Source organism: Streptococcus sp. 1343, assembly GCF_013277355.1.
GTDB classification, from domain to species: Bacteria; Bacillota; Bacilli; order Lactobacillales; family Streptococcaceae; genus Streptococcus; species Streptococcus pseudopneumoniae.
On the sequence record NZ_VMMT01000059.1, the window covers coordinates 1 to 19,235 of the forward strand.

20 protein-coding genes and 4 pseudogenes are annotated in these 19,235 nt (G+C 38.3%); 18 read left to right on the top strand and 6 right to left on the bottom strand.

Annotation, left to right across the window (positions count from 1 at the left end; translation table 11 throughout):
• From HT709_RS11560 to HT709_RS08620, 8 genes and pseudogenes are all read left to right on the top strand, one after another.
• Window positions 1-1,169: hypothetical protein (locus HT709_RS11560; protein ID WP_188111973.1), on the top strand; the 1,169-nt coding region annotated here is incomplete at its 5' end.
• A 958-nt stretch (window positions 1,170-2,127) separates the two neighbouring features.
• Complete coding sequence (locus HT709_RS11915; RefSeq protein WP_007284783.1) at window positions 2,128-2,754, top strand: Abi family protein; 627 nt, start codon at window positions 2,128-2,130, stop codon at window positions 2,752-2,754.
• Between the two features lie 216 nt (window positions 2,755-2,970).
• Window positions 2,971-4,074, top strand: coding sequence for an FAD-binding oxidoreductase (locus tag HT709_RS08600; protein ID WP_166731002.1), 1,104 nt, complete (start codon window positions 2,971-2,973; stop codon window positions 4,072-4,074).
• Window positions 4,075-4,176: 102 nt separating this feature from the next.
• A complete protein-coding gene (gene galE / locus HT709_RS08605; RefSeq protein WP_001156508.1) occupies window positions 4,177-5,196 on the top strand; it encodes a UDP-glucose 4-epimerase GalE in 1,020 nt (339 codons plus the stop codon).
• A 1-nt stretch (window position 5,197) separates the two neighbouring features.
• Window positions 5,198-5,749: pseudogene (locus tag HT709_RS12230) on the top strand (glycosyltransferase family 2 protein); the annotation flags it as partial.
• 192 nt (window positions 5,750-5,941) lie between these two features.
• Window positions 5,942-6,133, top strand: a pseudogene (locus HT709_RS12235) (glycosyltransferase); the annotation flags it as partial.
• 174 nt (window positions 6,134-6,307) lie between these two features.
• Entirely contained in the window at window positions 6,308-6,952 is a 645-nt protein-coding gene (locus HT709_RS08615; RefSeq protein WP_000949238.1) for a hypothetical protein, read from the top strand.
• A 38-nt stretch (window positions 6,953-6,990) separates the two neighbouring features.
• A pseudogene (locus HT709_RS08620) lies at window positions 6,991-7,092 on the top strand (group 2 glycosyl transferase); the annotation flags it as partial.
• 63 nt (window positions 7,093-7,155) lie between these two features.
• Here the strand turns inward: HT709_RS08620 and HT709_RS08625 are convergent.
• Window positions 7,156-7,359: a ferredoxin gene (locus tag HT709_RS08625; protein ID WP_172925684.1), complete on the bottom strand. Its 204-nt coding sequence runs from the start codon at window positions 7,357-7,359 to the stop codon at window positions 7,156-7,158.
• A 51-nt stretch (window positions 7,360-7,410) separates the two neighbouring features.
• Between HT709_RS08625 and HT709_RS08630 the strand changes: the two genes are divergently transcribed.
• The 4 genes from HT709_RS08630 to HT709_RS08645 all read left to right on the top strand — a co-directional run bounded on the left by HT709_RS08630 (window position 7,411) and on the right by HT709_RS08645 (window position 9,668).
• Window positions 7,411-7,887, top strand: a complete 477-nt coding sequence (locus tag HT709_RS08630) for an SAG1386/EF1546 family surface-associated protein (RefSeq protein WP_001040900.1) — start codon at window positions 7,411-7,413, stop codon at window positions 7,885-7,887.
• Between the two features lie 8 nt (window positions 7,888-7,895).
• Window positions 7,896-8,567, top strand: coding sequence for a (d)CMP kinase (gene cmk, locus HT709_RS08635; protein ID WP_119942414.1), 672 nt, complete (start codon window positions 7,896-7,898; stop codon window positions 8,565-8,567).
• A 130-nt stretch (window positions 8,568-8,697) separates the two neighbouring features.
• A complete protein-coding gene (locus HT709_RS08640) occupies window positions 8,698-9,036 on the top strand; it encodes a zinc ribbon domain-containing protein YjdM (RefSeq protein ID WP_001061596.1) in 339 nt (112 codons plus the stop codon).
• A 2-nt stretch (window positions 9,037-9,038) separates the two neighbouring features.
• The gene (locus HT709_RS08645; protein WP_000033949.1) at window positions 9,039-9,668 is read left to right on the top strand and encodes a Pr6Pr family membrane protein; all 630 of its coding nucleotides are present in this window, start codon (window positions 9,039-9,041) and stop codon (window positions 9,666-9,668) included.
• On the opposite strand, the gene HT709_RS11920 is transcribed toward HT709_RS08645, so the two are convergent.
• Window positions 9,665-9,811, bottom strand: a complete 147-nt coding sequence (locus HT709_RS11920) for a hypothetical protein (RefSeq protein WP_166731867.1) — start codon at window positions 9,809-9,811, stop codon at window positions 9,665-9,667. The two genes, HT709_RS08645 and HT709_RS11920, sit on opposite strands and share 4 nt — an antisense overlap.
• A 134-nt stretch (window positions 9,812-9,945) precedes the next feature.
• Here HT709_RS11920 and HT709_RS08655 point away from each other — a divergent pair, with 134 nt between their 5' ends.
• From HT709_RS08655 to HT709_RS08670, 4 genes are all read left to right on the top strand, one after another.
• Window positions 9,946-11,097 carry an MFS transporter gene (locus HT709_RS08655; RefSeq protein ID WP_054392605.1) on the top strand — a complete coding sequence of 384 codons (1,152 nt, stop codon included), beginning with the start codon at window positions 9,946-9,948 and terminating at the stop codon, window positions 11,095-11,097.
• 318 nt (window positions 11,098-11,415) lie between these two features.
• Entirely contained in the window at window positions 11,416-12,165 is a 750-nt protein-coding gene (gene truA, locus HT709_RS08660; protein ID WP_050234238.1) for a tRNA pseudouridine(38-40) synthase TruA, read from the top strand.
• Entirely contained in the window at window positions 12,155-12,928 is a 774-nt protein-coding gene (locus HT709_RS08665) for a bifunctional hydroxymethylpyrimidine kinase/phosphomethylpyrimidine kinase (RefSeq protein ID WP_000794755.1), read from the top strand. The genes truA and HT709_RS08665 overlap by 11 nt, the downstream gene beginning before the upstream one ends.
• On the top strand, window positions 12,906-13,367 hold the full coding sequence (locus HT709_RS08670) for an ECF transporter S component (RefSeq protein WP_023934120.1): 462 nt from the start codon (window positions 12,906-12,908) through the stop codon (window positions 13,365-13,367). The genes HT709_RS08665 and HT709_RS08670 overlap by 23 nt, the downstream gene beginning before the upstream one ends.
• A 147-nt stretch (window positions 13,368-13,514) precedes the next feature.
• Here HT709_RS08670 and HT709_RS08680 read toward each other — a convergent pair.
• From HT709_RS08680 to HT709_RS08695, 4 genes and pseudogenes are all read right to left on the bottom strand, one after another.
• Window positions 13,515-13,989, bottom strand: a pseudogene (locus tag HT709_RS08680) (GNAT family N-acetyltransferase).
• A 48-nt stretch (window positions 13,990-14,037) separates the two neighbouring features.
• Window positions 14,038-14,760, bottom strand: coding sequence for an ABC transporter permease (locus HT709_RS08685; protein WP_000191422.1), 723 nt, complete (start codon window positions 14,758-14,760; stop codon window positions 14,038-14,040).
• Between the two features lies 1 nt (window position 14,761).
• Window positions 14,762-15,673, bottom strand: coding sequence for an ABC transporter ATP-binding protein (locus HT709_RS08690; RefSeq protein ID WP_119948171.1), 912 nt, complete (start codon window positions 15,671-15,673; stop codon window positions 14,762-14,764).
• Window positions 15,670-16,803 carry a ThiF family adenylyltransferase gene (locus tag HT709_RS08695; protein WP_023936973.1) on the bottom strand — a complete coding sequence of 378 codons (1,134 nt, stop codon included), beginning with the start codon at window positions 16,801-16,803 and terminating at the stop codon, window positions 15,670-15,672. The genes HT709_RS08690 and HT709_RS08695 overlap by 4 nt, the downstream gene beginning before the upstream one ends.
• Before the next feature lie 440 nt (window positions 16,804-17,243).
• Here HT709_RS08695 and HT709_RS08700 point away from each other — a divergent pair, with 440 nt between their 5' ends.
• Window positions 17,244-17,951, top strand: a complete 708-nt coding sequence (locus HT709_RS08700; RefSeq protein ID WP_000912214.1) for a LytTR family DNA-binding domain-containing protein — start codon at window positions 17,244-17,246, stop codon at window positions 17,949-17,951.
• Window positions 17,951-19,219, top strand: coding sequence for a GHKL domain-containing protein (locus HT709_RS08705; RefSeq protein WP_000961370.1), 1,269 nt, complete (start codon window positions 17,951-17,953; stop codon window positions 19,217-19,219). Before HT709_RS08700 ends, HT709_RS08705 begins: the two co-directional genes overlap by 1 nt.
• Window positions 19,220-19,235 lie beyond the last annotated feature (16 nt).

Consider the following 19,235-nt stretch of genomic DNA (forward strand, 5'->3'; position numbering starts at 1 on the left):
CCGAAAAAGCCAAAGTTAAAGAAGCCGTTTCGAAAGCTAACCCAACAGCCACCAACGTAGTTGTAAAAGACAATGGAGACGTAACTGTCACATTACCAGATGGAACAACTAAAGAAATTCCATCGACAGAAACCGTAGAGAAATCTAAGGTAGAGGTAACGCCAGTAGCAGACCCAGCGCATTTAACAGAAGCCGAAAAAGCCAAAGTTAAAGAAGCCGTTTCGAAAGCTAACCCAACAGCCACCAACGTAGTTGTAAAAGACAATGGAGACGTAACTGTCACATTACCAGATGGAACAACTAAAGAAATTCCATCGACAGAAACCGTAGAGAAAAAATCTGGTAATAATAGTACTGATACTAGCAACAGTGGCAACACCAACAATGGAGCTACTACCAACCCTGCTGGCAGCAATAGCAACAGTGTGACACCAGATAACAGAGGCAATACTCCAGCCCCTGGTGTGACAACTGACAATAGTAGCAATACGACCCTTACTACTCCATCGTCTACTGTTGGACAGGCACAAGCAAGCACTTCGACTCAAGAAACGCCAGTTTCTACAAGCACTCCAAACAATTCAGGAACTACAGTGACTCCTAACGAGACTCGTCCTGTTGACAAGTCTGAGCTTGCTCGATTGGTTGAAGGATTGGAAAGTCGTTTGAAAGATTTGGATGATATAGATAGTACAACGCTTGAGTCAGCTAAAGCTCTTCTTACAGAGATTAAACAAGCTCTTAATGACGAAAGTTTGACAGAGTCCGATTTGCGTGATATTGTTAGAAGAGTGAGAGAGGTAATAGACTCCTTAAAAGGTGTGAAAGAAGACCAGCAAAATCAAGAAAAAGATCAGATGAAAGACGATAGTCAGACAACTACTGAATTTTCATATGTAGTAATGATTGGCAGTCTACTTGCCCTTCTTGGGCTCCTTCTCTTCCTCATCGCGCGTCGTAAGAAAGAGTCAGAACTCAAGAAATTGGTCAAGGAACTAAGCAAGCTTGAAGCAGAATTGGATTCTACAAATGTGGATACGAAAGTTCTCGACCAAGCACGAGAAGCTCTCGCTCAAGCAGTTGCTTTCCTAGCCAATGAGAAAGAGTCTGACCACACAGAAGACGAGTTGATTGAGAAACTCAAAGCGATTCTTGCTCAGCTAAGATAAGCGACATGTTGAAATATCGCAGGCGACCATAGAAGTTACTACATTGCTGGATAATGACGATAGGAAAAGTTAGTCGCAAACCTGTAGTGGGAATATACCAGCTTCTAGTGGGGAAGTGGTTCTGGGAACAGGACACCGTCTTTTAAATGGGAATGCTTCCTCCTCTAGTACAAGTAGAAGTCTTTGATGGTAGAGTAAGATAAAGAAGAAACACGAAACAAGTAAGATAGTTCATGAAATGGAACTGAAAATTGCTGGTGTGGACTCTTGAAGGAAGTAATGGATAGAAAGAAGTTGAAAAGCGTCTTTCTATCCATCTTTCTTTAGGAGTTGATGTAAGCGCTCTCTATCACTTGGTTTTGTCAGATGATTGTGCTCTCCATAACCAACCATACGTATACCATATATAGTAGATTGAAATAAGATATGAACAAAGAGATTGAGAAAGTCAAATTAATTTCTAGAAATATTTTAGAATCCGTAGCCTACTATTCTAGGCTCAATATACTACACTTAAAAAATATTTCTATTGATTAATAGGGATTATTGTGGTATAATCTAGGTAGATTAGAAGTCATCAAAGGTGCAGCAATGTATAACTAGGTGACCTTTTTTCATATAGTGGAGACTGTTAGAATGAATGTTGCCATATTTGAATTAACAAATTTCAAGGAATATATTCCTTGAAATATTGATATAGTTGATAAAATACGATTAGTTTATAATCCTGTGTTAGCACCTACTACGTTAAAAATGGCGATTGAACCTGCACTGACAGAAGAAGAATTGTATCAACATATGAAAGATAAATCTCATTGGGATTTTTCATATAATGTTGATGATGAATTTTATAAAAAGGATTGCGTAGATTTATGGTAAATTGGTTAATCGTCAGTATATTTTAGCTAAGTAAGCCTACTTATTTGATAGTTACCTTAGAAATTTCCTTCAAGAAATATTGGAGAGAATTGAAGTCTTTTTGAAAAAGAGTACCGCTGATGCTCTGACGCTTGGATACCAAAAAACTATTTATATTTTTGAAGACGATGATTTATATTTTTCTGAACAATCTAAATACTGCAAGGATAACCCTAAACGTCAGGATACTGTCTTGAAAACAAAGTATCATTTATCGCGGTTTATTTTTGAAAAACAAGATGATTCCATAGTAAAGAATCAGATTAGACAATATGGTGTTGTGTTGCCTTGGACTGTTTTTCGTTTAATGACATTTGGAAATATATCATCATTTCTTGTCGCCTTACAACCAGGTTATCGAAATAAGGTTGCTGCTTATATTAGTTTGCTCTTGTATAAGGATGATAAAATTCCAGCTAAAATCTTATTGTCCTGGTGTAATGCACTTCGATATCTTAGAAATATATGCTCATATAATGGCAGATTATATGAACGCTTACACCATACCTTACCTGCTCTTCATCATTCTGATAAGGAGTTATTGGAGACAAACTCAGAGAATGATGATAAGACATTATTTATTTATTTTATAGCAATGAGACATCTTATTTTGTCCATGTCCCTAGAAACCCAGAATTTTTGGAATAAAAAATACAAAATTTACTAGAAGAAGGAAGTAGAGAACAAGTTGATTTGAGACACTACGGTCTTCCAGAGGACTGGGTGAACTTATTGACAATTAAGAATAGGATAATCTCTTAGATAGATAATTATTGGAAAGAATAAGATAGTATGGAGGTCTAGTATAAAACAAAATAAAGGGCACAAAACTTTTTTATTCTGTGTTGTGCCTTGAGTGAAACAAAAGGAATAAATTATAACAATGAAAAAAGTTGCCATTATTGGAGCAGGAATTGTGGGGACAACAGCTGCCTACTACCTCTCGAAAGAAAGTGACCTAGAGGTAGCCGTCTTTGACCATGGACAAGGTCAGGCTACCAAGGCTGCAGCAGGAATTATCAGTCCTTGGTTTTCCAAACGCCGCAATAAAGCTTGGTACAAAATGGCGCGCTTAGGGGCTGATTTTTATGTGGATTTATTAGCTGATTTAGAGAAATCAGGGCAAGAAATCGACTTTTACCATCGTTCGGGAGTCTTTCTCCTGAAAAAGGATGAATCCAAGTTGGAAGAACTCTATGAATTAGCCCTCCAGCGCAGAGAAGAATCTCCCTTGATAGGGCAATTAGCCATTCTGGACCAAGCATCATCTAATGAATTATTCCCTGGTTTGCAGGGATTTGACCGTCTGCTCTATGCTTCTGGTGGAGCGAGAGTAGATGGCCAACTTTTAGTGACTCGTTTGCTGGAATCCAGTCATGTCAAGCTGGTCAAAGAAAAAGTGACTCTGACACCGTTAGCATCAGGCTACCAGATTGGTGAAGAGGAGTTTGAGCAGGTTATTTTGGCGACGGGAGCTTGGTTGGGGGATATGTTAGAACCCTTGGGTTATGCTGTGGATGTCCGTCCTCAGAAAGGACAGCTCCGAGATTATCAGCTGGCCCAAGACATGGAATTTTACCCTGTTGTCATGCCAGAAGGGGAATGGGATTTGATTCCTTTTGCAGGTGGCAAATTGTCCCTAGGTGCTACCCATGAAAATGATATGGGATTTGATTTGACGGTAGATGAAATCTTGCTCCAGCAAATGGAGGAGGCAGCCTTACCTCACTATCCAGTTTTAGCTAGAGCGACTTCAAGGGCTGAGCGTGTGGGAATCCGTGCCTATACCAGCGATTTCTCTCCTTTCTTTGGGCAGGTACCAGGTTTAGCAGGTGTCTATGCGGCTAGTGGCCTAGGTTCATCAGGCCTCACAACCGGCCCTATTATCGGTTACCATCTAGCTCAACTAATCCAAGGAAGGGAAATGACCTTAGACCCAGCAAACTACCCAATTGAGAACTATGTCAAACGAGTAAAAAGCGAATAAGCATTTTACTGAAATTTTATCTTACCCTCTAGGATGGCAAATGACATTCCCTATCAAAAATGGTAAAATAAGAAAAAATAATCCGAGAATCGAGGAATTAAGATGCAAGAAAAGATTTTGCTAACGGGTGGAGCAGGTTTTATCGGAACCCACACTGTTATTGAGTTAATCCAAGCAGGTCATCAGGTTGTTGTGGTGGATAACCTTGTCAACAGCAATCGCAAAAGTTTAGAAGTTGTTGAGAGAATTACAGGAGTTGAAGTACCTTTCTATGAGGCAGATATCCGTGATATAGATACTCTTCGTGACATTTTCAAACAAGAAGAACCAACAGGGGTCATTCACTTTGCTGGCTTGAAGGCTGTTGGAGAATCTACTCGTATTCCTCTTGCCTACTATGACAACAATATCGCTGGAACTCTTAGCCTTTTGAAAGCTATGGAAGAAGCCAACTGTAAAAACATCATTTTCAGTTCTTCTGCGACAGTGTACGGAGATCCGCACACAGTGCCCATCTTGGAAGATTTCCCACTTTCAGTGACCAACCCATACGGTCGTACCAAGCTCATGCTAGAGGAAATTTTGACCGATATCTACAAGGCAGATTCAGAATGGAATGTGGTCTTGCTTCGTTATTTTAACCCAATCGGAGCCCATGAGAGTGGTGATTTGGGGGAAAATCCAAACGGTATTCCAAACAACCTCTTGCCATATGTGACTCAAGTAGCTGTTGGGAAATTAGAGCAAGTGCAAGTGTTTGGAGACGATTACGATACCGAAGATGGAACTGGTGTTCGTGACTATATCCACGTTGTTGACTTGGCTAAAGGTCACGTTGCAGCTCTGAAAAAAATCCAAAAAGGCTCAGGTCTAAACGTTTATAACCTTGGTACAGGTAAAGGCTACTCAGTTCTTGAAATTATCCAAAATATGGAAAAAGCAGTGGGACGTCCAATTCCTTACCGCATCGTAGACCGTCGCCCAGGGGATATCGCAGCCTGCTATTCAGATCCTGCAAAAGCCAAAGCAGAACTGGGCTGGGAAGCAGAATTAGGCATCACCCAAATGTGTGAAGATGCATGGCGTTGGCAAAGCAAGCATCCAAATGGATTCGAAGACTAAGATGGTGATATCAATCATTGTCCCCTGTTTAAACGAAGAGGAAGTACTTCCTCTTTTTTATCAGGCTTTGGAAGCTTTACTTCCAGATTTGGAAACAGAAATAGAGTATGTCTTTGTCGACGATGGATCAAGTGATGGGACCTTGGAACTCTTAAAGGCCTATCGGGAGCAAAATCCGGCAGTGCATTATATTTCTTTCTCGCGAAATTTTGGCAAAGAAGCAGCCCTCTATGTAGGCTTACAATATGCGACAGGGGATTTGGTGGTGGTGATGGATGCAGACCTCCAGGATCCTCCTAGTATGTTGCTTGAGATGAAAAATTTACTAGACCAGAATGCAGATTTAGACTGTGTAGGAACACGGAGAACCAGTCGGGAGGGAGAACCCTTCTTTCGCAGTTTCTGTGCTGATCTCTTTTACCGCCTCATGCAAAAAATTAGCCCAGTAGCCTTGCCCTCAGGTGTTCGTGATTTTCGTATGATGAGAAAGTCTGTGGTTGATGCCATTTTAAGCTTGACCGAGTCCAATCGTTTTTCTAAGGGACTTTTTGCCTGGGTCGGCTTTAAAACCTACTATCTGGACTATCCAAATGTCAAAAGGCAGGCTGGCAAGACCAGTTGGAGTTTTAGGCAACTCTTTTTCTACTCCATTGAAGGGATTGTTAATTTTTCAGATTTCCCGTTGACTATAGCCTTTGTAGCTGGTCTCCTATCTTGTTTTATTTCTCTACTGATGACCTTTTTTGTTGTGGTTCGGACTCTCATTTTGGGCAATCCGACATCAGGTTGGACCTCTCTGATGGCTGTCATTCTCTTTCTTGGAGGCATTCAACTCTTGACCATTGGGATTCTCGGCAAGTACATCAGTAAAATTTATTTGGAGACTAAAAAAAGACCACTTTATCTTATCAAAGAAAAAAGTTATCATAGATCATGAAAAAGTAGGAGTTATCTAGCGCAGTCACTTTTTTGTAATTATAATTCTTTTGGTCTGGAACTTGAGTGATTTTTAAAAAAATTAGGGATTTGGCATGATATAAATGAACTATGTGGAATAAATTTACTGCAAAGACGATAACTTAATAAATAGAACATTCAGGAGGGTTATTTTATGCTAAGTAAAGAGGATTATACTGAAGAAATCGGGCTAATAAAGAAACAAAATTATGTAGAGGTTGAACTGTATCCTTTAGTTGCTGATATAATTAAGCCAACTTTAAAAGATAGTTTATCAAAAAGATATGTCTTCGGAAGACAAAGAAGGGGTTTGGGACAAATTTATTATGGTCTAAGTAATTTTCCTGATATAGTTATTTTAGATAAGACTTATGAAAACAAATCTAGGAAAAGTATAAAAATTGAAGAATGGAAGAAACTTCGAGGATGCGTGGAAGTTAAGAATTTAAATTATAGTTTAATTACAGAGGAAAAAATCAAATCAACCATATCGAACAGTTTTGAACATATAACTGGAGAGATGGGACAACTTATTGGAGACCTTTTATGGTATAAAAAAGTAATTTATACAAATGGCATTGAATGGAGATTTCTAAGTTTAGATGACAAGGAAGAGATAGATAATACAATTGTTGAAGTAGTTAACAAAAGAATAGAAACAGAAGAAGCGGGAAATTCTTTTGATTGGTGGAAGAATATTAAAGATTTATCGTTCAATTATACGGATATATGCCTATCTAAAGATTGTAGACGAGAGTGGAATGAATTTGTAAAAAGGGTAAAGGAAATAGAATGGTAGAAGTCTATTCTCATTGAGGAATTTAGATTATAAGTTGCAGTAAGATTTATCTGGAGACTAAAAAAAGACCACTTTATCTCGTTAAAGAAAAAAGTGATCTTCCTGATTTTACAGAAAAAAATAAAGTGAAAAGACTATAATTTTACATGGAAATATGCTAAACTAGAAAGAGTGAAACGTTCTTGTCAATTTACTATGAGAGATTAGTGTTGATTTTTAATCAAGGCACGTGTCGGACAGTTTTTAACAGCCTCTAAGACATCCTGACTAGGAGAAATTTCTTTTTCCAGTTGGTCAGGATTATCGTAAAAACGCACGATTCCATTATCGTGGTAATCAAATAAGTCAGAATAAGTTTGGCAAAGCCCACAGGCGATGCATCGTTCAGGTATAAGTGTGATTTTCATGTTCATATTTATATTGTAATAAGAAAAGTAAAAAAAAACAAGGAGTAAGGTATGGCAAAAGAACCGTGGCAAGAAGATATTTATGATCAAGAAGAAGCAAGAGCAGAGCGTCGGCATCGAAACCACGGAGGGGCTGATAGGATGGCTAATCGTATTTTGACGATCCTAGCTAGTATTTTCTTTGTAATTGTGGTGGTGATGGTCATCGTTCTCATCTATCTATCATCGGGGGGGAGTAATCGCACAGCAGCCTTAAAAGACTTTCATGATTCTGATGCAAGTGTAGTACAAGTCTCATCTTCAAGCAGTTCTCAGCCTGAGCAGAGTTCAGAGCCAGAATCTACTTCTAGTAGTTCAGAAGAAGCTGCTAATCCTGAAGGAACGATTAAAGTTCTCGCAGGAGAAGGGGAAGCAGCTATTGCCGCTCGTGCAGGAATCTCCATTGCTCAGTTAGAGGCCTTGAATCCTGGGCACATGGCTACAGGATCTTGGTTTGCTAATCCAGGTGATGTTATAAAAATAAAATAGGAGCCGATATGAAAACAATTCAAATTGCTATTGATGGTCCTGCTTCCAGCGGTAAGAGTACGGTCGCAAAGATTATTGCTAAGGATTTTGGATTCACCTACCTTGATACAGGAGCTATGTATCGTGCAGCGACCTATATGGCTCTTAAGAACCAATTAGGAGTTGAAGAAGTCGAAGCCCTTCTAACCTTGTTGGACCAGCATCCAATTAGTTTTGGACGCTCAGAAACTGGAGACCAGCTTGTCTTTGTAGGCGATGTGGATATTACTCATCCTATCCGTGAAAATGAAGTGACCAATCATGTTTCTGCTATTGCAGCAATTCCTCAAGTACGTGAGAAACTAGTTTCCCTCCAACAAGAAATTGCCCAACAAGGTGGGATTGTCATGGACGGTCGCGATATTGGGACTGTTGTATTGCCACAAGCAGAATTAAAAATTTTCCTAGTAGCTTCTGTTGATGAGAGAGCAGAGCGCCGTTACAAGGAAAATATTGCCAAGGGAATTGAAACAGACCTGGAAACCCTAAAAGAGGAAATTGCTGCGCGTGACTACAAGGATAGTCATCGTGAGACTTCACCTCTCAAACAAGCAGAGGATGCTGTCTACCTTGATACAACTGGTTTGAATATTCAAGAAGTAGTTGAAAAAATCAAAGCAGAAGCTGAAAAAAGAATGTAAATGTAGAAAAGCCGATAGATGGATATCGGTTTTTTTCTAAATTTGTCAAAATGCTGATTTTAGGGTATAATAGTTGCTGTTCGAGAAATTTTGATTTTCAAAGAATAGTGAATGATGATAAGGAGAAACCATGAACAACCTACCAAATTGCCCAAAATGCAACTCAGAGTATGTCTACGAAGACGGTGCCCTACTGGTTTGCCCAGAGTGTGCTTATGAGTGGAATCCTGCTGAAGTTGCAGATGTAGAAGAGGGCCTTGTTGCTATCGATGCCAATGGAAATAAATTGGCTGACGGTGATACAGTAACTCTCATCAAGGACTTGAAGGTAAAAGGTGCGCCAAAAGATTTGAAACAAGGGACGCGCGTGAAAAATATCCGCATCGTAGAAGGTGACCACAATATTGACTGTAAGATTGATGGCTTCGGTGCCATGAAACTTAAATCAGAGTTTGTGAAGAAGATTTAAGTATGTCCAAGCACTATAAACTTGTATTTTATAGCCGTATCTTCTTGTTTCTAGCGGCTTTTACGGGAGTTTATCTTGAAATTACTAAGCATGGTGGTTTTGGGATGCTTCTCTATTACACGGTTCTGTCAAATCTGTTAGTAACTATTTTTACGCTCTATCTCTTAAAGGTTATGAGCCGTGTAGGTGAAAACTGGCAAAGACCAAGTCTCTTGCGCTTAAAAGGTGGGGTCACCATGAGTATCATGATTACCTGTGTGATTTACCATTTCCTCTTAGCGCCCATTGCGACTAATTTCTATACCCTAGAAAATTTCCTTTGCCACTATATCGTTCCCATCTGGTTTTTAGCGGATACCCTCTTTTTTGACAAACAGGGTCAATATAAGATTTGGGATCCAGCAGTGTGGACCATTTTACCCTTGCTGTATATGATGTTTGCTCTTTTTAATGGCTTGGTTCTAAAACTCAATATTCCAAATGCCAAGGATAATCCTTTCCCTTACTTCTTTTTGAATGTGAACAAGGGTTGGGATGTCGTATTCAAGTGGTGTCTGATTATCTTTGTTGCCTATATGGTAGCAGGATTTATCTTCTACTTTATCAAGCAAATCAAGAGAAAGTCATTCTAATACTCTTCGAAAATCTCTTCAAGCCACGTCAGTTTCGCCTTGCCGTAGATATGGTTACTGACTTCGTCAGTCTTATCTACAACCTCAAAACACTGTTTTGAGCAGCCTGCGGCTAGCTTCCTAGTTTGCTCTTTGATTTTCATTGAGTATAAGACACAAGGGATTCATTTTCGAGTTTGAGAAGGAGTCTGTATACCAATGAGGCTTCTTCTTTTCTTGCTTTTTTGATAACTATCAAAAAAGTAGAAGATTAAGAGAAAATATAGAAAGAGATTTCATGAAACAATTTTTAGAACGGGCCAGCATTTTGGCTCTCTCCCTCGTTTTGATTACCTCCTTTTCCATTTCGAGTGCCCTACCAGCCATGTTTGACTATTATCAGGGTTATTCTAAGGAACAAATTGAGCTCTTGGTGAGCTTGCCTTCCTTTGGAATCATGATGATGTTACTGCTAAATGGTTTCTTAGAAAAAATATTTCCTGAGCGCTTACAGATTAGTTTGGGCTTGCTGATTTTATCATTGAGCGGTACAGCTCCCTTCTGGTACCAAGCCTATCCCTTTGTCTTTGGAACACGGCTTCTTTTTGGTTTAGGTGTTGGGATGATCAATGCCAAGGCCATTTCTATTATCAGTGAACGCTATCAAGGAAAAAGGCGAATTCAGATGTTAGGGCTACGCGCTTCTGCAGAGGTCGTTGGAGCTTCTCTCATTACCTTGGCCGTCGGTCAGTTGTTGGCCTTTGGTTGGACAGCTATCTTTCTAGCCTATAGTGCTGGATTTTTGGTGCTGCCTCTTTATCTGCTCTTTGTCCCTTATGGAAAATCAAAGAAAGAAGTCAAGAAAAGAGCGAAGGAAGCAAGTCGTTTAACTCGAGAAATGAAAGGCTTGATTTTTACCCTAGCTATCGAAGCGGCAGCTGTAGTTTGTACCAATACAGCTATTACCATCCGTATTCCAAGTTTGATGGTGGAAAGAGGATTGGGGGATGCCCAGTTATCTAGTTTTGTTCTTAGTCTCATGCAGTTAATCGGGATTGTGGCTGGAGTGAGTTTTTCTTTCTTGATTTCTATCTTTAAAGAGAAACTGCTCCTCTGGTCTGGTATTACATTTGGCTTGGGGCAAATCGTGATTGCCTTGTCTCCATCCTTGTGGGTGGTAGTAGCAGGAAGTGTTCTGGCTGGATTTGCCTATAGTGTAGTCTTGACGACGGTCTTTCAACTTGTCTCTGAACGAATTCCAGCTAAACTCCTCAATCAAGCAACTTCATTTGCAGTTTTAGGCTGTAGTTTCGGAGCTTTTACGACCCCATTCATTCTAGGTGCAATAGGGTTACTAACGCACAATGGGATGCTGGTCTTTGCCATCTTAGGAGGTTGGTTGATTGTAACCTCTATCTTTGTCATGTACCTATTTCAAAAGAGAGCTTAGGATTGGTTTCCTAAGTTTTTCTTTTGATACTCAATGAAAATCAAAGAGCAAACTATAGTTGATTGAGTTTGGAATAGTACGCTGTAGCTGCTAAAACATTTCTAGAAATTAATTTGACTTTCCTAATAGAGTTGTTCATATCTTATTTCAATTTACTATAGAAAGCTAGCCGCAGGTTGCTCAAAATAGTGCGTTGAGGTTGCAGATGGAAACTGACGTGGTTTGAAGAGATTTTCGAAGAGTATGAGATTTTTATACCCATACAATATTTGTGTTAGGTACTTGTTTACAGACTAATTTCTTGATAAAATAGAGGTTATGACGAGATATAAAGCAACTATTTCCTATGATGGTTATGCCTTTGCTGGCTTTCAGCGCCAGCCTCATGCGCGTAGCGTTCAGGAAGAAATTGAAAAAACCTTGACCAGATTAAATAAGGGGCAAGCCATTACTGTTCACGGTGCTGGTAGGACAGATAGTGGGGTTCATGCCCTGGGACAGGTCATTCATTTTGACCTGCCTTATCAGATGGATGAGGAGAAACTCCGTTTTGCCTTGGATACCCAGTCTCCTGAAGATATTGATGTGATTTCGATTGAGCTTGTGGCAGATGATTTTCATTGCCGTTATGCCAAGCATAGCAAGACCTATGAGTTTATTGTGGATAGAGGACGTCCCAAAAATCCCATGCGCCGTCACTATGCCACCCACTTTCCTTACCCACTTGATGTGGAGAGGATGCAGGAGGCCGTCAAAAAGCTAGAAGGAACCCATGATTTCACTGGCTTTACAGCCTCTGGGACTAGTGTAGAGGATAAGGTTCGCACTATTACAGAAGCCAGTCTTAGGGTTGATGAGACAGGCCAGTTTTTGACTTTTACCTTTTCAGGAAATGGTTTCTTGTATAAACAGATTCGCAATATGGTGGGGACACTGCTCAAAATCGGCAACAAGCGTATGCCAGTAGAGCAGATTGACCTGATCTTGGAGAAAAAGGACAGGCAGCTTGCAGGTCCCACTGCAGCACCAAATGGTTTATATTTAAAGGAGATTCGTTATGAAGAATAATCGTATTTTAGCACTTTCTGGAAATGATATTTTTAGTGGTGGTGGCCTGTCAGCTGATTTGGCTACCTATACTTTGAACGGCTTGCATGGCTTTGTAGCAGTGACTTGTTTGACAGCCTTGACAGAAAAAGGATTTGAAGTCTTTCCAACTGACGATACCATTTTTCAACATGAATTGGATAGCTTGCGTGATGTGGCGTTTGGGGGAATTAAGATTGGTCTTCTCCCTACTGTCAGTGTGGCTGAGAAGGCATTGGACTTTATCAAGAAACGCCCAGGAGTGCCTGTGGTATTGGACCCTGTCTTGGTCTGCAAGGAAACGCACGACGTAGCAGTTAGTGAACTTTGCCAAGAGTTGATTCGCTTTTTCCCTTATGTCAGTGTGATTACGCCTAACCTCCCAGAAGCAGAATTATTAGCTGGTCAAGAAATCAAAACCTTGGAAGACATGAAAACTGCAGCGCAGAAATTGCATGATTTAGGAGCGCCAGCAGTCATTATTAAGGGAGGCAATCGCCTTAGTCAGGACAAGGCTGTGGATGTCTTTTATGATGGACAAAACTTTACAGTTCTAGAAAATCCTGTCATTCAAGGGCAAAATGCTGGTGCAGGTTGTACCTTTGCTTCCAGCATTGCCAGTCATCTAGTCAAAGGTGATGAACTTTTACCAGCAGTAGAAAGCTCAAAGGCTTTCGTTTACCGTGCCATTGCACAGGCAGATCAGTATGGAGTAAGACAATATGAAGCAAACCAAAACAACTAAAATCGCCCTTGTATCCCTCTTAACCGCCCTTTCTGTGGTTCTAGGCTATTTCTTAAAAATTCCAACACCGACAGGTATTCTAACTCTTTTAGATGCGGGTGTTTTCTTTGCGGCCTTTTACTTTGGTAGTCGTGAAGGAGCTGTAGTCGGAGGACTAGCAGGTTTCTTGATTGACCTCTTATCAGGCTATCCTCAGTGGATGTTCTTTAGCTTGGTCAACCATGGCTTGCAGGGATTTTTCGCAGGATTTAAAGGAAAAACTCAGTGGTTAGGCCTCGTTTTGGCAACGATTGCCATGGTAGGGGGTTACGCCTTGGGTTCTACATTGATGAATGGCTGGGCTGCAGCTCTACCAGAAATCCTACCAAATTTCATACAAAATATGGTAGGGATGATTGTAGGATTTATCCTTAGTCAAAGTATCAAGAAGATTAAGTAAAGAGGCTGTGGAGAAAGTCCTAAGAATTAGAAAAAACGCATAGTATCAGGTGTTGAAACCTTGATACTATGCGTTTTATTGTGGGAAGATTTTCCTCATTTTCTAGTGAAATTAAACTTTTTCTAACATCTTTTTATAGATTACTTCTTAATCAATTATCATTTCCATTGTTGTTTCTTGGGGTTTCATCCCTTGTCTTTGATAAAAGCGGAGAGCACCCTCGTTATCATTCCAGACACTTAGGGTTAGATTATTGCAGCCAATTTCTTTAGCATAATTGAGAGCGAATTGACAGAGTTGATTACCAATTTTTTGACCACGAGCATTTTGAGCTTACACATAAATCTTCGATAAAAAGGGTTTTGATTTCTTGGAGAACAGGATTATCTGTTTTATCTTTTATGGTACAAAATAGGTGTCCGAGAACTTGTCCCTTCTCATCTTCAAAAACAAAAATAGGGGTATGTTCTTGAGAGAGAATATTTTGCAACTCAGAGGAACTATATTTAGTCCCAGTTTGCTTAAAAATATCTGGTCGAGCTTGGTGGTGAAGCGTAAGGATTTGTTGTAATAAATCGAGTAATTTAGGAATATCTTCTTGTTTAGCTTTTCGAATAGTCATGAAGGTTCTTTTTATTGGCTTAGTCTATAAGAAAAGCTTTAGGGGCAATCATTTTTCTTTATGAAGAGTTCTTAAAATAATTAACTGTGTTGACATAATCCAAAGAATGAGAATACTCATGTCCAATAGAGAAACATTTCCGTAGTCGTAAAGGCTGGCTCGCAGAAGATTTGAGGAAGGGACGAAAGGGAGGGCACGGTAAAGATGGTTTACCCACTCAGGTAGTCGATCTGCAGGATACATGAGTGGTGAGAACATGAGTCCAATCATAAGAATTAGCTGCGACATAAGGGTTACTGTATTTGGAGAAAAGGTGTAGGCTATAGCAAATCCCAGACTAATCATAGTAAGACAAATCAGAAGCACAATAAAAACACCAAGAAAAGATGGATGGAGACGAACAGAAAAACGGACATACCCAAGTAGAATAGAAATAAAAACTCCCGGCAAAATGGCAATTAACCACATCCACAAGTCAGCGAGAGAAATGAATATCCTAGGGATGGGTAAGGCACGAATATAATCAAAATGCCCTTCCAACTTATCATTTGCTATAACAGGGGAGGAAATTGTACAACCCATGGAGATAATTCCAATTAAAACAGAACCAGACGAAAGATAGTAGGCAGTAGTCGAATCGATATCGCCAATAACTAGAGGGTAGCCAAAAAGAAGAGAAATGGATAAGAGGAGCTGTGCTAGTGTAAAAAGGATGAAAAGCTCTTTTTGGCGCAAGTAGTTCCAATGAAGTAAGTAAAAAAATTGAGTCATATTAGTTGGTTAGCTCCTCTCTATAAAGGTCAGAAATAGTCAATGTTTTTTGATGAAGAGAGAGATTGGAAATTGTTTTTTGACCAAGTTCTTCTGTCAGTTGTGCTATCAATGGAGCTAGACTTCTTTCCTCAACCTCTAATTGACAACTAACACCATTGATAATTGTATAATCTTCTATTTTGTCTAATATACTTTTAGTCTTAAAATCAAAGCTTATCTGATACAGTTTGTCATGGATGATTTGCTTAACCTTTCCTGATTTGAGCAATCTACCATTATTAAAGAGGGCGTAATTATCTGCATATTTTTCAACCTCCAGAAGATTATGAGTAACGATAATAATGGTATGCCCCTTGCTAGCTAACTTTTGCAATAATTGCCATTGCTTTTCACGACGAATGGGGTCAACATCATTTGTTGGTTCGTCAAGAAGAATGATGTCTGAGCTACCGATTAGTGTCATAGCGAAGGAAGTTAGTCTTTTGAGACCGCCCGAAAGATCCTTACCTTTTTTGTAACGATAGTCTTCAATTTCTAAATCAGTGAGAAGCTGGCTGATTGTTTTTTCTAGTTCTTGGGAACTCAATCCTCGCATTTTTCCAAGTATTTCTAAATTTTGTTCTACGGTTAATTTGTCGAGTGGGGCATATTGTTGAGACATATAACTAATTAAGGTGCGTGCTTGTTTACGATTGTATATAAAAGAAATATCACCATACAAAATATCTCCTTGGTCAGGTTTAGTAAAACCAATCATTTGATTCAATAGAGTAGATTTTCCAGCTCCATTGTGTCCCAAAAAAGCCGTGATTTTTGCTGGTGATATTTCTAAGGAAATATGATTATTGGCTAAGTGCTGACCATCAAAAGATTTAGTCAAATTATCAATTACGAGTTTTGCAGTTGTCATAACTTTAATTCTCCGTACTTAGAAAAAATTTCCCAATCGTCTTCTTTACCTGTGCCGCATGTTGGACATTCATCAAGATAGCGTCCCCAAGAATCGTGTGTGAATGAGGCTCCGTTTTCATAATTGATTTCGTATTGATGGTTAAGGCTAATTGGTTCCGTATATTGAGTTAATAATCGGATAGTTTCATCAACAATGGCAGAAGTCAGTTGAAATATTGCTGGACCATAGGCTATTGTAGGGATTGTTTTTGTAATCGTACGAACACCGTGGAATTGTTCAAGGAATAGAGTGTCAATTTTTGTATAATAAATATTTAAACAATCAAAACAGCCTGTTTGGTAAGGGATAACTGAATAGACACGACCACGACTAACTTGACTGGCGCCAAATATACAGGGAATATTTTTTGTAACGATTGCTTTATTTACGATACGTTGAATATCATATTGAGGTTCATCAATCACACATATCGTAATATCAACATCATCAAGTAAAGGAATCAAGTCACTTACAGAGGTGATACGTATATTATGGGTTTCTACTTCAATATCGGAATTCATTTTTGTAACTTCTCTATGGGCAATTTGAACTTTAGATAAGCCAATATCATCTTCCTTGTATAGAAATTGTCTTCCTAGATTACTTTGCTCAACAATGTCAAAATCCACTATTTTTATCTTTTTAGGTCCCAAGCCTGCTAGTAATGTCAGTATGTTAGAACCCCCACCACCAAGACCTAGTAAAAGGATAGTAGACTGATGAATTTTTTTCTGTGTTGCAATACTATCTTGGAAGCTATTTAAATAGCGACTGAAATAATATATATTTGAATGATAACGTTCTTTAATATCCTGAATTTCGCCCGCTTCTTCGAGAACCCCCTCATTATCTAAGAGTTCAAGAGCGCCTGTGATGTCTTCTTCAGTTAAATCATCATATTTTGTTAGCATGATATTGAGAATATCTTGAAAAGGACGTCCGTCCAAAATATTGACTAAATTCCACATTTTATTATTATCATCCTTAATTTCTGTGGTTATACCAATTTGTAGCCCAATCCTAAATAAATTTTTATGAAGTTTATAAACAGGATATATTTCTTTTATTCTTGGATGATAGAATTTCATTTTAACCTCACTATTTTATTAAAAAAGGAAGACGAGGTGATTATAAATCATATATCCTCGTCTTGCAACTCCCAGTTCCTATTACAAATGGAAATAAGTAGAAAGAAAATGGTGAACCTATCTACTCAATTCCAACAGTAGGAATAAATAGAAAAGAACTCCTCTAAAAACTCAATTTTAAAATGCTAATTTTTCAACCTTTTCTGGTTACTAAACATAGAAAACCGGTAGTTTTTAGAGGTGCCCAAAATTTAGAAAACACCCCAGCTAATATCAGTTTTAGCAATAACTTTACGCACTTGAATATTTTTCATTTTTGTAACTCCTTTCATATTTGATAAGAATATTGTATAATAAATTAACGATTTTTTTATCAGCATGTCATAATTGACGTATTTGACGTTATAATTGGCAAAATCATGCTTGTAGTGAGGAATTTGATGTTAAAAATTGCGATTTGTGATGATTCTAATAGGGATGGTAGTCAGCTAGAAAACTTACTCTTATCTTATAAGGACATCAAAATAGAAACGAGTGTTTATACGAATCCCCAAAAACTATTAGAACAATTGACAGAGAAGTACAGTTGTGTTTTTTTGGATATCGAGATGCCACAGATAACAGGAATTGATATGGCACAAAAAATCCGTAAGGTAAACCCTTTTATCCCGATTATCTTTGTTACCAGTTATCGAGATTATATGGAGCAGGTTTTTGAAGTGCAGACTTTTGATTATTTACTTAAACCAGTGACTTCTAAAAAATTATATAAAACTCTGGATAGAGTGGTACGTTTTTTGAATTTAGGGCAAGCTGTATTTACGTTTACTTTTGGAAAGCAGCATTATTCACTGCCTTTAAATGACATTGTATTTTTTGAAAAGGATAAGCGTGCTGTCTTTATTTACACTAAAGATCAGACTTACAAAGCTTTGCTTAAAACGAAAGATATTTTAGAGAAATTACCTGATTACTTTATTCAAATTCATTCTTCCTATATTATCAATCCTAGATATGTGACAGAGTTTGATTCGCAAATAGTCACAATTTTAAATGGAATGGATGAAAATCACCTTCCAATTAGCCGAAAATTTCAAACGTCTTTTAGAGAAAAGTATTATTATTATCTGAGTGAGAGGAATTTTTAATGTTAGTCAGTTTGCGGATTGTGAGTATTCTGTTTGATTTATTTTTGGGAATTATTTTCTTTTATAGACCTCTGTCCCAAAAAGAAAAGTCTAGGAGAATTTGTATCTTTACTTCTCTCCTTTTATTTTTCCATGCCTTGTTGACGATATTATTTTCAGGAGCTAATCTTTTCTTAGTAGGGAATCTTATTCTCAGTATCGCAGAGTATTATTTTTTAGGTCTTTATTTTGGATATGCTGTTCAAGAATCTTCGTTTTGGATTTTTTGTCAGATGAGTCTAACTTTACTAGCTGGTACTATACTCAATCAAGCAGTGCAACTATTTTCCCCTTTATCAGTCATTTCAGAAAATCTAATAGCCATGCTTTTTTATCTCGCTGTAGCTTTTCTTTTATCATTGCTAGTGACCCTGGTTCTTCGACAACTTTTTCGTGCACATCAAAAGTTAGTTTATACTGTTTCTAAAGGGACTTGGTTATACCAGTTTATTGTACCATTTTTGTCCATTTGTTTTGCTTTTACAGTATCAGCGATTCAAGGGCAAGTGTTTGAGAAGGATTATCTTTCTTTTGTTTCTGTATTAGCCCTCATTGTGTTAACGTTCTCTTCTCTCTATTTCACCCTATATCTTTCTCAGCAACAACAGAGGTATTATCAAAGCATACTAGAGACGGAACAGATGACCTTTCAACTGAGAGAAATGAAACAATCTAAAAAAGATTATAGGAGGATTCAAAGGATTCAACACGATTTGAAAAATCAACATTTAATCCTCCTTGCACTTTTAAAAGAAGATCCTGAACAAGCGAAGTCTTATCTCCAAAGCATGACAAATAGTATAGAGAACCAAACTGTCTGTTACTCCAAGAATACAACAATTAACTTTTTACTCAATCAAAAATTACAGGATAAGGTAGAGGACATACAATTGGAAATTGATTGTTTTGTACCTCAACGATTGGAAATCAATCCAGATATTTTAGCGGTTTTACTTGGTAATTTGTTGGACAATAGTCTTGAAGCCTGTATGCGCTTGAGTAATAAAGAAGATAGGGTCTTGATCTTAGGAATACGATATTTTCAGAAGAAACTCTTTATTGCTATCGAGAATTCATTTGATGAGAATGAATTGGTAATACGAAAGGAACGTCAGACAGAGGGATGGGGGCTTAAAAATATTGAGAGACTTGTAACCAATCATAGGGGAACAATGAAGAATTTCATTCAGAATGGACGTCATAAAACAGAAGTGATTCTTCTTGTCTAACTAGGGTTTGTTGCTA

Coding starts and splice junctions, on each gene's coding strand:
- HT709_RS08600 (WP_166731002.1), top strand. CDS start 2,971: ATGAAAAAAGTTGCCATTATTGGAGCAGGAATTGTGGGGACAACAGCT.
- galE (WP_001156508.1), top strand. CDS start 4,177: ATGCAAGAAAAGATTTTGCTAACGGGTGGAGCAGGTTTTATCGGAACC.
- HT709_RS08615 (WP_000949238.1), top strand. CDS start 6,308: ATGCTAAGTAAAGAGGATTATACTGAAGAAATCGGGCTAATAAAGAAA.
- HT709_RS08625 (WP_172925684.1), bottom strand. CDS start 7,359: ATGAAAATCACACTTATACCTGAACGATGCATCGCCTGTGGGCTTTGC.
- HT709_RS08630 (WP_001040900.1), top strand. CDS start 7,411: ATGGCAAAAGAACCGTGGCAAGAAGATATTTATGATCAAGAAGAAGCA.
- cmk (WP_119942414.1), top strand. CDS start 7,896: ATGAAAACAATTCAAATTGCTATTGATGGTCCTGCTTCCAGCGGTAAG.
- HT709_RS08640 (WP_001061596.1), top strand. CDS start 8,698: ATGAACAACCTACCAAATTGCCCAAAATGCAACTCAGAGTATGTCTAC.
- HT709_RS08645 (WP_000033949.1), top strand. CDS start 9,039: ATGTCCAAGCACTATAAACTTGTATTTTATAGCCGTATCTTCTTGTTT.
- HT709_RS11920 (WP_166731867.1), bottom strand. CDS start 9,811: ATGAAAATCAAAGAGCAAACTAGGAAGCTAGCCGCAGGCTGCTCAAAA.
- HT709_RS08655 (WP_054392605.1), top strand. CDS start 9,946: ATGAAACAATTTTTAGAACGGGCCAGCATTTTGGCTCTCTCCCTCGTT.
- truA (WP_050234238.1), top strand. CDS start 11,416: ATGACGAGATATAAAGCAACTATTTCCTATGATGGTTATGCCTTTGCT.
- HT709_RS08665 (WP_000794755.1), top strand. CDS start 12,155: ATGAAGAATAATCGTATTTTAGCACTTTCTGGAAATGATATTTTTAGT.
- HT709_RS08670 (WP_023934120.1), top strand. CDS start 12,906: ATGAAGCAAACCAAAACAACTAAAATCGCCCTTGTATCCCTCTTAACC.
- HT709_RS08685 (WP_000191422.1), bottom strand. CDS start 14,760: ATGACTCAATTTTTTTACTTACTTCATTGGAACTACTTGCGCCAAAAA.
- HT709_RS08690 (WP_119948171.1), bottom strand. CDS start 15,673: ATGACAACTGCAAAACTCGTAATTGATAATTTGACTAAATCTTTTGAT.
- HT709_RS08695 (WP_023936973.1), bottom strand. CDS start 16,803: ATGAAATTCTATCATCCAAGAATAAAAGAAATATATCCTGTTTATAAA.
- HT709_RS08700 (WP_000912214.1), top strand. CDS start 17,244: ATGTTAAAAATTGCGATTTGTGATGATTCTAATAGGGATGGTAGTCAG.
- HT709_RS08705 (WP_000961370.1), top strand. CDS start 17,951: ATGTTAGTCAGTTTGCGGATTGTGAGTATTCTGTTTGATTTATTTTTG.